This window comes from Pseudoalteromonas sp. '520P1 No. 423' (assembly GCF_001269985.1).
Classification (GTDB): Bacteria; Pseudomonadota; Gammaproteobacteria; order Enterobacterales; family Alteromonadaceae; genus Pseudoalteromonas.
The window spans coordinates 1,267,098-1,281,779 of record NZ_BBZB01000001.1; the positions used below are offsets into that span (position 1 = coordinate 1,267,098).

12 protein-coding genes are annotated in these 14,682 nt (G+C 35.6%); 4 read left to right on the top strand and 8 right to left on the bottom strand.

Annotated features, from left to right (window positions below; all coding sequences use genetic code 11):
• Window positions 1-32 precede the first annotated feature (32 nt).
• The gene (locus tag PSA_RS05840; protein ID WP_042146443.1) at window positions 33-2,705 is read right to left on the bottom strand and encodes a bifunctional acetate--CoA ligase family protein/GNAT family N-acetyltransferase; all 2,673 of its coding nucleotides are present in this window, start codon (window positions 2,703-2,705) and stop codon (window positions 33-35) included.
• A gap of 191 nt (window positions 2,706-2,896) precedes the next feature.
• Between PSA_RS05840 and PSA_RS05845 the strand changes: the two genes are divergently transcribed.
• From PSA_RS05845 to PSA_RS05855, 3 genes are read left to right on the top strand one after another with little or no spacing between them, the layout of a single operon-like run.
• Complete coding sequence (locus PSA_RS05845) at window positions 2,897-3,271, top strand: cupin domain-containing protein (protein WP_042146445.1); 375 nt, start codon at window positions 2,897-2,899, stop codon at window positions 3,269-3,271.
• A 20-nt stretch (window positions 3,272-3,291) separates the two neighbouring features.
• Complete coding sequence (locus PSA_RS05850) at window positions 3,292-4,011, top strand: SIMPL domain-containing protein (protein WP_042146447.1); 720 nt, start codon at window positions 3,292-3,294, stop codon at window positions 4,009-4,011.
• 40 nt (window positions 4,012-4,051) lie between these two features.
• Window positions 4,052-4,918 (top strand): DUF1835 domain-containing protein, encoded by an 867-nt coding sequence (locus PSA_RS05855; protein ID WP_042146448.1) that lies wholly within the window; start codon window positions 4,052-4,054, stop codon window positions 4,916-4,918.
• A gap of 9 nt (window positions 4,919-4,927) precedes the next feature.
• Here PSA_RS05855 and PSA_RS24375 read toward each other — a convergent pair whose 3' ends face one another.
• The 5 genes from PSA_RS24375 to PSA_RS05875 form a co-directional block, all read right to left on the bottom strand.
• Window positions 4,928-5,095, bottom strand: a complete 168-nt coding sequence (locus tag PSA_RS24375) for a diguanylate cyclase domain-containing protein (RefSeq protein ID WP_231665225.1) — start codon at window positions 5,093-5,095, stop codon at window positions 4,928-4,930.
• A gap of 246 nt (window positions 5,096-5,341) precedes the next feature.
• Window positions 5,342-7,171 carry a DUF885 family protein gene (locus PSA_RS05860; protein WP_042146450.1) on the bottom strand — a complete coding sequence of 610 codons (1,830 nt, stop codon included), beginning with the start codon at window positions 7,169-7,171 and terminating at the stop codon, window positions 5,342-5,344.
• 191 nt (window positions 7,172-7,362) lie between these two features.
• Window positions 7,363-8,529 carry a radical SAM family heme chaperone HemW gene (gene hemW, locus PSA_RS05865; protein WP_042146452.1) on the bottom strand — a complete coding sequence of 389 codons (1,167 nt, stop codon included), beginning with the start codon at window positions 8,527-8,529 and terminating at the stop codon, window positions 7,363-7,365.
• Window positions 8,530-8,531: 2 nt separating this feature from the next.
• On the bottom strand, window positions 8,532-9,134 hold the full coding sequence (locus PSA_RS05870) for an XTP/dITP diphosphatase (protein ID WP_042146454.1): 603 nt from the start codon (window positions 9,132-9,134) through the stop codon (window positions 8,532-8,534).
• 63 nt (window positions 9,135-9,197) lie between these two features.
• The gene (locus tag PSA_RS05875; protein ID WP_042146456.1) at window positions 9,198-10,085 is read right to left on the bottom strand and encodes a hypothetical protein; all 888 of its coding nucleotides are present in this window, start codon (window positions 10,083-10,085) and stop codon (window positions 9,198-9,200) included.
• A gap of 58 nt (window positions 10,086-10,143) precedes the next feature.
• On the opposite strand from PSA_RS05875, the gene glnE reads away from it, so the two are divergent.
• On the top strand, window positions 10,144-13,008 hold the full coding sequence (gene glnE, locus PSA_RS05880; protein WP_042146458.1) for a bifunctional [glutamate--ammonia ligase]-adenylyl-L-tyrosine phosphorylase/[glutamate--ammonia-ligase] adenylyltransferase: 2,865 nt from the start codon (window positions 10,144-10,146) through the stop codon (window positions 13,006-13,008).
• Window positions 13,009-13,067: 59 nt separating this feature from the next.
• Here glnE and PSA_RS05885 read toward each other — a convergent pair whose 3' ends face one another.
• Both PSA_RS05885 and lpxL read right to left on the bottom strand, forming a co-directional pair.
• Window positions 13,068-13,646 carry a TcpQ domain-containing protein gene (locus PSA_RS05885; RefSeq protein ID WP_042146460.1) on the bottom strand — a complete coding sequence of 193 codons (579 nt, stop codon included), beginning with the start codon at window positions 13,644-13,646 and terminating at the stop codon, window positions 13,068-13,070.
• A gap of 92 nt (window positions 13,647-13,738) precedes the next feature.
• The gene (gene lpxL / locus PSA_RS05890; RefSeq protein ID WP_042146462.1) at window positions 13,739-14,665 is read right to left on the bottom strand and encodes an LpxL/LpxP family Kdo(2)-lipid IV(A) lauroyl/palmitoleoyl acyltransferase; all 927 of its coding nucleotides are present in this window, start codon (window positions 14,663-14,665) and stop codon (window positions 13,739-13,741) included.
• Between the last annotated feature and the right edge of the window lie 17 nt (window positions 14,666-14,682).

Here is a 14,682-nt window from a genome sequence, read left to right on the forward strand (position 1 = left end):
TTATTTGACAAAGGGGACAAGATTGGAAGTATTTATTTCATTAAATTTAAATTCATTGTCACTGTGCCTTCTTCAAAATCTCGGGCGATTTTAAAACCCAGTTTACGAGCCAGTTCAATCATGCCGGTATTTTCAGGCAAGGTAATACCTGAAACTAAACCAACACCTTGATGTTTACAATGATCTATCGCAATTTGTAATAGCACGCGACCTAACCCTAAACCTTTTTGATCTGAACGGATCACTATGGCAAACTCTGCTTCAAGGTTGTCGGGATCCATTAATACACGAGAGACGCCTAAAGTATGTGATTTACCATCTAGTTTTTGTGTGACGATAAATGCCATTTCTCGGTCATAATCTATTTGTGTCATTTTAGCTAATTGATCATGACTGAATTCAGGTAATTCACCAAAAAAACGTTTGTATCTATCCTCTTTATCTAGCGCCAGATCAAAAGCCCTATGAGACTTTTCATCTTCTGGTTTTATCGGTCTTAAAAGCGCTGTTTCGCCATTTTTAAGTATGATCTGCCTCTCAAGCTCCTTTGGGTATGGACGAATAGACAAACGTTTAAAGCCAATTTTAGGTTGGTACTTTTTCAGTTGAATCACAGCATCTAGTATTAAAAATTTTCCGCAACTTGCCAGTACAGGATTAAGCTCAATACTATTAATATTACTTTGTTCTACAATCAGTTGTGATACGTGGGTTAGTAGGGCGCATAAAGTATATTTGTCTATTTTATCAGGTAAGTGCTTTTCTTTAATTAAACCTTTATCTTGTGCTGCTGCGATTAAGTATTTGGCTAAGTTCATATTGAGAGGCGGTAATGCAACGGCAGCTTGCTTATAATTTAAGCCTGTACCAGATTCGCCAAGTAAGATTACAGGGCCAAAGTTAGGATCGGTTTTTACAGCGATACGTAACTCTTGTGAGCCTGCTCTGGGCGCCATTTTTTGTAATGAAAAACCTTCGATTTTGGCATCTGGATAGGTATTTTTTATCCTTAATAACATGGCAAAAGCGGTTTGTTCAACTTCATCGGGGTCATTAAGGTTAAGGACTACACCACCCACATCTGATTTAGATGAGATACTTGGGCTAATGAGTTTTAAAGCGATGGGAAAGCCTATTTCTATCGCTTGCTCTCTCGCATCAGTAGGTGTTAAAGCGGCTTTTGTATTTATGGTATTGATCCCATATTGATCTAAAATATGCTTAGATTGATGAGTAGATAAATAATGTTCATTATTAGCGATGTGATCATTTATTATTGCCTCAATTTTTATAGGATCGTGATGAGATGATTCCAATAAAGACTCTGGTGTTTGCGTTAAATGTTTTTGGTTTCTGCGATATTGGATTAAGTGCATAAATGCACCTACAGCACCTTCTGGCGTTCTATAAGTGGGTATAGCACCTTGTGTACATATTTTTCTTGCCTTAAAAGCGGCTTCTTCACCCATAAAATTAGTTAATACATAAGGGCGCTGCATTTTTGGAATATTATTAACAGTTTCAACAATTATTTTTGCATAATCTTCGCTTGGAGCCAGTGCTGACGGACTATGTAAAATTAATAAGTTTTCAACTTCAGGCGCTTTGAGTAGAATTTCAAGTGCTTTTTTATATCGCGATGGGTCTGAGTCACCAAAAATATCAATAGGATTATTTGCCATATCTTCTTGAGGTAAAACTTTGTTTAATAATGCGATAGTGTCATCGCTTAACTGGCTTAACTTTCCAGATGTTTGCGTTAAACTATCAACAGCCATAACGCCAGGACCACCGCCATTCGTTAAGATGGTCAGTTGCTCTACTTTTAACAGTTTAGGGTGTAGTGCTAGGGTCTGAGTTGCTGCAAATAATTCGCGTAAATCATTTACCCTGAGCATACCGGCGCGTTGAAACATGGCATCGTAAATTGCATCTGAACTCGTATTGCCACCAGTATGCTGCTGTGCTGCTATTGCACCTGCTTGAGTTTTACCTGTTTTAATAGCGATAATAGGTTTACTAAAAGCCGCGGCTCTCGCTGCAGAAATAAATCGACGAGTATCTTCTATATTATCGATGTAAAGCAAGATAGCTTGAGTTTTGGCATCGCGACCCAGAAAATCTATTAACTGAGCAAAATCTATATCGATGCAATCGCCCATAGATACGAAGTATGAAAACCCGATGCCTCTATTTTGTGCCCAATCTAATATGGTTGAACAAACTGCTGCTGATTGCGAAATAAAAGCGATTTTACCTTGAGATGCAACAGTATGTGAAAAGCTGGCATTTAAACCAATACTGGGGATCAGTAAGCCTAAACAATTCGGTCCTAAAATACTTACGCCAGCAGCTTTTGCCACTTCTTTTAGCTGATGTTTATGTTCAGTTTTAAAGCCTGAAGCGATTAAAATTGCGTATTTGCATCCTTTGGCGCCTAACTCTCCAATCAGCTTAAATGATAAATGTTTATTTGTGCAGACAATAGCGAGATCGGGTACTTGAGGCAGATCAGAAATAGTTGGATAAGCTAACACACCATGAACAGCTTTGTACTTAGGAGTAACAGGCATAACAGGGCCGTAAAAGCCACCTTGTAATAAATTTCTCATTACCACAAAACCTGCACGGTTTTCTTGATTTGATGCACCAATAACGGCAACTGATTTTGGATTGAAAAATTGGCTAATTCGCTTAACTGTCATATATGATCTTTGCCTTATGCTAATTTTAGTACTTTATCGATCCTGTGTTTATTATGCGACATTTATGGCTAATCCATTAGTCTAATATACGTTTAGTCGACTAATAATGTATAAGCTTTGATTTGGAGCAATTCTTAGGTATCCTATTCACAAATCCATGAACAAAAATAATAAAAATATAAAGGTAAATTATGACGCTCATGTTTATTTGTGCTGCATTAGGCACATCAATACTTAATTTAGACACATTAGTTGCTCAAGAGGATGCAAGAAAATTATCTGTGACTCAATTAGGCAGTGATAAACATGCAAGTGAATTTTTAATATCTATAGCAGATCAGGTGCCTTTACATATTCACACACATCATACCGAGATCATTTATATTTTGGATGGTACAGGTGATATGACTATTAATGACAAAGTCGTTAAGATTAAAAAAGGCGACTATATACGCGTACCTGAAAATACCCAGCACGGTGTAACAGTAACATCCTCAAATCCTTTAAAAGTACTTTCAGTACAAACACCACAATACAAAGGTCTAGATAAACACTTAGTTGAATAAATCATATAAAGGGTTAAATTTTGCAAAAGAATTCTCGTATAGATAGTTTAATTGTCGGCGCTTCATTAATAATAGGCTTAATTGGTTTAGGTTTATCAATTAAAAGTGGACTGCTTACATTTAAGTCAATGGAGCGCTCAGTGGTTGTTAAAGGGCTTGCTGAACTTGAAGTGAATTCTGATACGGCTATTTGGCCAATTAAGTTTTCCGATGCAGGCAATGATTTAACGCAGCTAATGGAAAAGGTGCAAACAAAAAATCAGAGCATCATCGCATTTTTAAAGTTACATGGCTTTGATGATAATGAAATTACAATAGGCACACAATCGGTACATGATAAGCTTGCGACAGAATATTCTAATAATCAAAAGTTTAAATATCGTTATACCGTTGAATCATCTTTATCAGTATATACTCATTCACCGGATAAAGTATTAAATGCGAGCTCTAAAATAAGTGATTTAGCAAAACAAAATATTGTAATGCTAAGACAAGAGTATAATAATAAATTACAGTTTCTATTTACAAAACTTAACGATATAAAACCTAAAATGGTGCAAACAGCTACACAAAATGCCCGAGAAGTAGCGCTAAAGTTTGCTAAAGACTCTGATTCCAAACTAGGTAAAATTAAATCTGCAAGACAAGGGCAATTTAGTATTTCAGATCGTGATTCAAATACGCCAAATATTAAAAAAGTGCGTGTGGTTTCAACAATCGAATACTATTTATCAGATTAAGTTATTTTTCAAAAGTACTTTTATAGATTATAGGTTAATAATGATCCATATTACCAATGGTGATAGTGCTAATAGCTATTTAAAGAAAATAGGCATTCAAGATCAATTTCAAGCATGGCAAGATGTTTTGCATCATGGCCCTATTACGGAACAAACAGACTTAATAAAAATAAGTGAATATCGTAGTGAATTTTTAGCTGATTTTTTTTGCATTGCTTTGTCTGATGTAAAAGCCAAATTTAAGCAAAGAGATGATGCATTACTTGCATTAGACCCGACCGATGAAATTGTATTATGGCTTACCCCTGAACTATTTGATTGTTTGATTGGATTACAGTTTTTAGCTTGGTTTAAAAGCTCCCACATGGAGTCTAACAGCTTAAAAATCGTGATGCTGCCAGATCACTTACCACCCAGAGAACATAACGCTGAGCATGTACAGCGTTATTTTCAAACAAGGTTCACTCCAGAAAAAGCCTTTTATGATTTAGCTAATACCGTATGGCAAGCTTTAATTTCTCCGGAGCAACTTCAAAGCACTAAGCTTAATCAATGTTTAGCGTTAGAATTTAAATATTGGCCTAGTTTAAAACTGGCGATTACACGGTTTTTAGAAGAAACACCGCCTAAACCTGAACTATCTCGGACGCAGTGGCAAATATTAGATATTTTGTCTGTTAAACCACTGTCATTGGCACAACTGTTTGGTGAAAACCAGCAGCTAGAAGAAATCCCTTTTATGGGAGATTTAAGCTTTTGGTCTATCTTAGAGCTAATGCGAGAGTTAGTCGATATAGATACACAAGAATGCATTTTACATCAAGATTTAATGTTTTATCATTTACACCAAGTTGCATTATCTGATAATGGCATGAAGGTCATAACCGGAGATAGCTATTTAACTTAATAGTTATAATTAAGTGGGTAAATGTGCTAATTCACTGGTATTACGACCGTTTGATTTAGCAAAATACAGCGCTTTATCAGCATACTCTAATAGCATATGATAATTATTATCTGCATGTGCTCTTGTCAGTGCTAAGCCTATGCTTATCGTAAGTTGATTTGATGTAAGTATTTGCAAGCGCAGTATCCGGTATGATACTAGGGTTGATGATTTTAATTTCTGGTGCGCGTTTTAAAACTAATTGGTATTTCGTTTTGAGTAGTTCTAATTGTTTAGGATCTTTAGAGCTTGAATTGGCGCCAGGAGCATGTTGAATAACACGCCATTCAACTTTATTTCATAATCCAAGGTTATCTAACCTTTGATGTAAAACGTAGCAAAAAGGGCCAAAAGGCCCTTTTTAAAGTATTGATTTAGTTTGTATTATTTTGAAGCGACGTATTGGTCTACAAAGTCTTCAAGTACGTTTAATGGTAAAGGACCATTTTTTAGTACAACATCGTGGAACTCACGAATATCAAATTTATCACCAAGTTTATCTTTAGCTGATTTACGCAGTTCTAAAATCTTTAGCATACCAATCTTGTAGGCTGTGGCTTGAGAAGGCATTACAACATGACGCTCAACCATTTTAACACCGTCAGAAGTCGCATTAGGTGTGTTATTTACGTAGTAATCAATACCTTCTTGACGAGTCCACTTCATTGCGTGGATACCAGTATCAACAACTAAACGACAAGCGCGCCATAATTCCATTGATAAGCGACCAAAATCTGAATACGGGTCTTCATATAAACCCATTTCTTTTGGTACTAACTCAGAATATAAACCCCAACCTTCAATGTAAGCAGTATAACCACCAAACTTACGGAATTTAGGCACACCTACAAGTTCTTGTGCAATTGCAATTTGCATGTGATGACCCGGAATACCCTCATGATAAGCTAGCGCTTCCATTTGGTAAGTAGGCATTGCTTCCATGTCGTAAAGGTTTGCATAATAAACACCTGGGCGAGAACCATCTGGCGCTGGCTGTTGGTAAAATGCTTTACCTGCTGCTTTTTCACGGAATGCTTCAACAGCTTTTACTTTTAAATCTGCTTTAGGTTTAACAATGAATAACTCATCTAAACGTAGTTTCATATTGTCTATTAGGGCAACTGCTTCGTCTAAGTACTCTTGTTTACCTTCTTTTGTATCAGGCTTGTAAAATTGCTTATCAGTTTTCATAAACTGCATAAAGGCTTTTAAATCACCTTTAAAGCCTACTTTTTGTTTAATTTCACGCATTTCGTTATGAATACGTGCAACTTCGCTTAAACCCGTTTTATGGATTTGCTCTGCTGTTAAGTCAGTTGTTGTAGTACGTGCTAATGCATTATTGTAGAAAGCTTTACCGTTAGGGAACTTCCATGCACCATCTTCATTATTGGCACGCATTTCTAGCGACTTAAGGTAAGTGATTAATTGTTGGTATGCAGGTTTAATTGATGATTCTAAGCTTTTAATTGCTTCTGAAACAAGCGCATCTTTTTCGCTTTGTTCAATTTCAAGCTTATTTATTTTACGTTTAAAGTCAGCCAGTAAAGTAGAGTCTTCGCCAGATTCAAATGGTGCACCTTTAATAATGTTTTTACTTGAATCAATTACGTGAGGAAAAACAAACTTAGGAGCGATAATGCCTTTTTGTGCTCTTACTTCTAGATCTTTTTCGAGTTGAGAAAATACTTCTGTTACGCCATTTAATCGAGAAATATACGCTTTAGCGTCTGAAACATTAGCAATTTGATGTTGGTTTATTAAAAATGCAGGTACCATAGAATGAGTACCAAACATTTGATTTACAGGGTAGTTATAATGGCGCCATTTGAAGTCTGCAATTGTATCTTCAAGATTTTGCTTCATCAAGTTGTAGCTAACCTGAGTGCTGTCATCAAGTGCAGCGTAGTTCATCGCATTTAATGTTACTAAATCTTTTTTAGTTAAAGCTAAATCTTCTAGTGCACGTGCTTCAGAGCCATCATCCCACTTATCGTAATCTTTTTTAATACCCATGTAAGTTTGGTAAACAGGGCTACGCATAACGCTACGATTAAAAGTTTCTTCAAAAAATGCATTTGCTTTTTCAGATTCAGTTTGCGTTGTTTGTACAACTGTATTTGCAGTATCCGACGCATTAGTTGTTTGCGTTTGCTGACAACCCGTTAGTAGAAGTGTACTAATTGCTGTTGCAATAAGTGTTTGCTTTATCATTATATTTACCTTTATTTCAAGAGTATTTTTATGGGTGCTTTTATGAACATTGTATATAGTTACAATTTAAAACCCAGTATAATTTTGTAACGAATTTTTTTTGTCTATAAATTTGAGTTAATAGCGCGTTTTTATAGGTTTGGTTAATCAATTGTTGTATGTTTTAGCTTATTCGCAATTGTTACCATTTTTTAGACGAATAATTCTAACAAATCATTTAAATATCTGTGACCTTTTGCGGTGACTTGCCACTGCGGTGCGTTATTTTTAGATACTGATTGTAAAATTAAACCTTGTTCACTGGCTTTTATTAAAGATTGCGCAACTAAATTAATGGGTAACCCAGTATAGTCAGTAAATTCACTTTGATCGAAAGCTTCAAATAATCGCAATCTATTCATGAAAAACTCAAAGGGTAAATCGTCTTGTTCAACTTGCCAGCTATTAAATAAATAGCTTTTTGGCTGTTCAGATTCGCTTGGTGCCATATACCCTTTTGGGTGTTTAATTTTTACAGTGCGCACAATTTTATTTTGTATCGGTAAAGAGATTTTACCGTGTGCGCCGCAACCTATGCCTAAGTAATCACCAAAGCGCCAATAATTTAAATTATGTTGGCACTGATAATCAGGCAAGCTATAACCTGATATTTCATATTGTTGATAACCTGCATCAGTTAAAATTTGATGGCCTTGTTCTTGAATATCCCATAAAGCCTCATCTTCTGGCAGTTTTGGTGGTCGAGAATGAAATTGGGTATTTTCTTCGATTGTTAATTGGTACCAAGAAATATGTTTAGGTTTTAAAGCAATCACCTTGTTTAAATCACCTAAAGCATCTTCTAAGCTTTGGCCTGGTAAACCATGCATCAAATCTAAGTTGAAACTGTTTAAACCAGCATTACGAGCTTGTTCTGCAGCTTTAATTGCTTCATCGGCATCATGAATACGACCTAGCGCTTTTAACTTATCATTTTGCATGCTTTGAATGCCAATAGATATACGGTTTATTCCAATATCAACATACCCTTTAAATCGGCCTGACTCTACTGTTCCTGGGTTGGCCTCTAAAGTGATTTCTATATTCTCTTCAAAAGGGATCATAGCTTGTATCCCTTTGATCAGCTTGCCTATGGCTGCTTCAGTTAATAAGCTAGGAGTACCACCGCCAATAAAAATAGATTTTAAAAGCCGACCTTGTACATAATGTAAATCTTGTTTTAAATCATTTAATAAGTCTTGGATATAGTCAGTTTCTGGAATAATGCCTTTTTGACTATGGCTGTTAAAGTCACAATATGGACATTTTTGCACACACCAAGGTATGTGAACATATAAGCTAAGTGCAGGTAATTTCATGGTTATGCTTGCAACTTTTTTTGTAATAAAGCAACAAGTTGTTTTAGTGCTTTACCTCGGTGACTTAATGTATTTTTGGTTGATTTATCTAATTGAGCTGAAGTGGTTTTGTTTTCTGGTACATAAAAAATAGGGTCGTAACCAAAGCCATTTTCACCACTTGGTTCAGTGGTTATTTTTCCTTCCCAAAAGCCTTGGCAAATGAGCGGGGTAGGGTCATCACTGTGGCGCATTAATACTAATACACACCAAAATCGCGCAGTGCGTTTTTCTTCAGGCACATCTTTTAGCTCAGACAATAACTTTAATAAGTTATCTTTATCGCTGGCATCAGTACCTGCAAAACGTGCTGAATATATGCCCGGCGCGCCATTGAGTGCATCTACTTCCAATCCAGAATCGTCGGCTATAACAGGTAAGCCTGTTATTTTTGCAGCATGGCGGGCTTTAATAATGGCATTTTCAACAAATGTAGTACCAGTTTCAGCCACTTCAGAGACATTAAATTCACTTTGAGGAACAACTGCAATATTTAAAGAGCTCAGCATATCGCTTAACTCTTTTACTTTACCTAAGTTACCAGTTGCTAGTACTAATTTATTCATGAAAATGTTTACACTTTTATTTGGGATTAGCTAGATCATACTGACTAATCCCAAAAAAGCGAATTAAAATAGTTTTACGAGCAATAAACCTACAGCAATATAAATAGCTAACTCAATACTTGCGATACCAATATTATCTTGCTGATCGATTTCCGATTCCGTATTTATTTTTGGTAATGCTAATCGAATTGCTAAAGCGCTTAAAAATTGCTGCAGAATAATTAAAATACCACATTGCATTGCAACCATAATTAAGTTTTCAACCATTTTACCAGGGAAGTATGCCGCACTTGCTAAACCAGCATAAATGGCTAAACAAGTGCCTAGGGTTTGCCCACCATAACGTAATCCAAGGGAAATATTTTCAAATTTAAATTGGTTTTGTAATGAGCTTCCTTGATTTGCTTTACTAAAAGCATATTCTTGCCAGCGACTACTTATATACATAAAAACTTGAAGCAAAATAAAGGTAACGGCTAATATCAGCAATCCATCTAAGCTTTGCGCATGTGACCAATTATATAAACCTAAAATTAATATGCCATTGCCTATCATCACACCTGATTCAACTAAAGCAGCACATATATTTTTATGCTGAATTTCTTTTTCTTCGTTAAAATCTTTTAATATGAAATTAGCATGGATATTTTTGCCAACATGAATATACGCAAAAGCAAATAACATCAGTAAAATGCCATATAAAGTATCGGCTCTAATGTCTGTAAAACTTAGATTTTTAAATAAAAAACCAGTTACCACTAAGACGGTAAAGAGAGTTGAAGCATAACTTATGCCCATGGCAAAGTTATCTTTTTGCGCAAGTTCCTTTCGTAAACCGTTCGGTGACTTGTTTTTCATTATTGTTCGAACAATTAAAATAACTAGCAGAGCAAGAATAAAAGAGCTACCAAGCGCGATAAAGGCTTGATTTGAAAGAGTGATATAATCCATAGTGTTGCGCTATAGTGATTGAATCAACAGATTTTATATGAATTTTTTGGAGAAATATATGTCGATTAACTTGTCTGAAGTTTTATATCAACTAGGTATGAAAAGATTTGTAGAAATTTACCCTGAGCAAGTTAACGATAATATCACTGCAGACTGTGAAAATTATGCATTAGTAAAATTACTGTGTTTAAGTGATTTTGCTTATCACATCTTATTAAAATCTCCTGAATTAGGGGTTTGGTTATTAAATCACAAAGAAATACAAACTACTCAAATAATACCCGCTTTAACATCCGAACAAATTACGACTGAAACGGATAAACAGTGTTTTAAATCTTTAAGAGATTATAGAAACCGTTATTGGTTAAAAGTGGCTTTTTTAGATTTAGTAAAGAAAAACCCAATTGAAGATAGTATGAAATATATTTCTAAATTATCAGACTCTTTAATCCACAGTGCTTATTTATGGGCTTATGAGCAAGTCGCTAGAATTAATGGTAAACCACTTAATAAAAGCGGCGATGCGATACCTATGTTAATTTTAGGCATGGGCAAGCTTGGCGGTTTTGAGTTGAATTATTCATCAGACATCGATTTGATTTTTAGCTATCCAGAGCATTGTGAAACTCAAGGAGGTAGGCGCAGTATTGAAGCGCAAGTATTTTTCACTAAGGTGTCGCAAAAATTAATAGCAGCTTTAAACCAAATAACGCCAGACGGTCAGGTATTTAGGGTAGATATGAGGCTAAGACCTTTTGGTGATAGCGGCCCTTTAGTAATTAGCTTTAATGCGATGGAAGATTATTATCAAGAGCAAGGTCGAGACTGGGAACGCTACGCCATGCTTAAAGGGCGATTAATCCAGTGTAGTGAAGCAGAAGAAATTGAATTTGAAACGCAATATAGAAATGAGTTTTATACTTTATTAAAACCTTTTGTATATCGTAGATATATCGATTTTTCTGTTGTTGAGTCGCTTCGTAAAATGAAAGCTATGATAGCGCAAGAAGTGAGACGAAAAGGCTTAAAAGGTAATATAAAACTGGGTGCTGGTGGTATTCGTGAGGCTGAATTTGTAGTACAGGCTTTTCAGATGATCAGAGGCGGTAGAGATGTCAATCTACAAACACAGTCTTTACTTAAAGCGCTTGAACAGTTAGTTGAATTAGGCGCTTTAGAAACCAAAAATGCCCAACAACTAAGGGCTGGATATTTATATTTAAGAAAAGTAGAGCAATATCTACAAGCCTTTAATAATGAACAAACACAAACTTTACCTTTTGAAAATTTAAATCAACAAAGGCTGACACATTTGTTAGGTTTTGAAAGTTACGAGAAAGTACTCGCTGAAATTTCAGAAGTGATGATGAAGATTCATGATGAATTTGATTTGATGGTAGGCACCGAAAAAGAAGAGGTAGATGATGACTCGGCTTTATATGAAGCATTATGGGGCAATTCAGATTTTAGTTTATTAGAAAATGTAAATTTTTCTGATGAAGCTTTAACACATTGGGAAAAAGAATTAGCAGAGTTTAAGCAACAATTAGTTAAAATAAAAATTGGTAGTCGAGGGCGGGATACCTTGGATAAGCTAATGCCAAAACTATTAGAGCAATTAATGCTAGTAAGTACTGAACAGTTAATAGATGTCAGTGTTTTTCGTATGATCAATCAAGTACTGTTAAAAGTCGCATCAAGAACTGCTTATTTGGAGTTATTATTTGAAAATCAAGGCACATTAAAGCAGCTTGTATTGTTATGTAGTCATAGTAAATGGATTGGAGAGCAAATTGCGCGTTATCCAATTTTATTAGATGAGTTGATAGATCCTGCTATTTTGTATCAACCGCTCAGTTTAGATGCCTATAAAGATGAAATTCGTCAATACTTTTTACGAATAGATAGTCATGACTTAGAGTTGCAAATGGAAGCTTTAAGGCAGTTTAAGCAGGCTTATCAATTACGAATTGCAGCCGCAGATGCAACAGGTATACTTGATATTACTAATGTCAGTAATCATTTAACCGCACTGTCTGAAGCCATTGTAGAGCAAAGCGTATTGCTCGCTTGGCAACAAATGGTTGAGCGATTTGGCTATCCAGAAGGTGCAACAGATGAAGATAAAGGGTTTGCCGTTATTGCTTATGGTAAGGCTGGGGGGATTGAACTCGGTTATGGCTCTGACTTGGATTTAGTATTTTTACATAACTGTATAGGTAACAGCTTAACCAATGGCGCTAAGCAAATAGATTCCCGTCAGTTTTATTTAAAACTGGCACAAAGGTTAATGCATTTATTTAATACGCGTACTGCCTCTGGCATTTTATATGAATTAGATACTCGATTAAGACCTGAGGGCGCTTCTGGTTTGTTAGCAATAAATATTGAAACTTTTAGCGATTATCAATTAAAAGAAGCGTGGACTTGGGAGCATCAAGCTTTAGTGAGAGCGCGTATGATCTTTGGTCAAAAATCTCTGCAAAATAGGTTTTTTGAAATTCGCAATCAGGTATTAAGCCTCAGCCGAGATAAAAATGCATTGCAAATTGAAGTGGCCAAAATGCGAGAGAAAATGCGCAAACATTTGGCTAAGGGTAATAATGAGCTATTTGATTTAAAACAAGATAAAGGCGGTATGGCAGATATTGAGTTTATTGCGCAGTATTTGGTATTAGCAAACAGTCATGAACAAGAAAAAATCATGTTTTACCCAGATAATATTCGCATTTTTAAAACGGCAAGTAAGTTGGGTTTGATTTCTCAAGCGCAGGGTGATCAATTAATAAGTGCTTATTGTGACTATCGAGATCAATATCATTTATTGAGTTTACGCCAACAAGATAAGTTAGTGAGTAAAACTGAGATCCAACAGCATAAACATCATGTTTATCAAGCATGGCAAGAGATTATAGCGAAATAAATAATCAGGACTTTGAGGGCTCAGAGGCAAAAATAATTGTGCCTCTCACTTATAGAATATTACATCGTCGCTTTAATGCAGTTTTCTCTGACAAACTGAGAAGGTTTTTCAGTGATCACTGCAGCGCGATGTTTATAACAAAAAAATGTTTTAACATCGAATTCAAAGTCACTGTCTATGGCTTTACCTACCTGGTATAAAGTAGAAACAAAGTTATTTTCAACTCTGAAGTTATGTTTTACTTTGTAGTCTTTATTTAAATACCAATAAAATGCAATGCCTTCATCTTTAGCATATTGATTCATGATAGATTTAAGTGTTTGACCTGACTCAAAACGCCTGCTTTGCACTGTGCCTTTCCATTTTGCAGTAGAAGGTTTTACTATTTCAGCGCGTTCTTGTAATACAGTTGTTAGCTTTGTAGTAGGTACTTTTATATTCTGAACAAATTCACGATCAGATGTCATATTATCTAGTGAACCACGAATCGAAGCGTAAAAACTAGAGAGACCGTCAGCCGCAGCATTTGATTTTGTTGCTTTAGCTGGTGTATAGATAGGGCCGCCAGCCAATAAAAAATAAGCTGCAGCAAGAATTAATACAACTGCTAATGATAAATGTTTAATCCAAAACCACATAATATGAACCGACTCTATAAAGATATTAACTATATTAACATTATTTTAATGTCAATCAATCCTCTATAGAGTTTAGGTTACTTAAATGTTTGTTATTTATAAAGAGAGGGAGTATTTTTGTCAGGGCGCGTTTTAAAACGTCTGTGAAGCCACATATATTGCTCAGAGGCATTATTGACCGCATATTCAATATGTTGATTAACGCGAGTTAAATCTTGCACTTCATCACCTGAAGGGAAGTTTTTAAACACAGGTGTAATTTCAATATCGTATTTACCTTCAGCATTACGTTTACTTCTAAAACCAACAGTTTCGCAGTTTTTACTTGATGCAAATAATGTTGTGCCTGTAGTAGTTGCTGTTTCTGTCATTGCAAAAAAAGGCACAAACTCACAGCGTTTACGACCATAATCTTGATCTGGCAGGTAATAACATAGTTTTTGTTTACTCAATGCTTTAAGCAAACCTTTGACATCTTTTTTACCTATCAAATACTCATTTGAACCTAAGCGGCCTTTAGTCATAAGGTATTCAATTAAAGCGTTATTATGAGGGCGATAAAAACCAACACCATTTTGTGTTTCGCCCATCATACGGCCAGCCATCTCAAGGTGTAACATATGGGGTACTAGCATCAATACACCTTTCCCTGATGCTTGAATTTTTTCTATATGATGGAAACCTTTGATTTCACCATGATGACGCTTAACACGCCATTGCGGCCACCACCAAGCCATAACAGATTCAAACATAGCAATGCCAGTATTTTCCATGTTTTTTAGCACTAATTGTTTTTGCTGCTCTTTTGGCATATCAGGAAAACACAGTTCAATATTTCGCTCTGCGATATGGCGGCGCTTTTTGAAATACTTATGTAGCAAACGGCCAAGGCCCTTGCCCATGGCTATTTGTAACTTAAATGGCAGCCAAGAAATAATGTATAAAATAGCTGTGCCAATCCAAGTTAACCAAAACTTAGGATGTAAAAAGAATAATTTAAATTTTGGATCGTTTACCACAAAGCAACTCAAAGTTA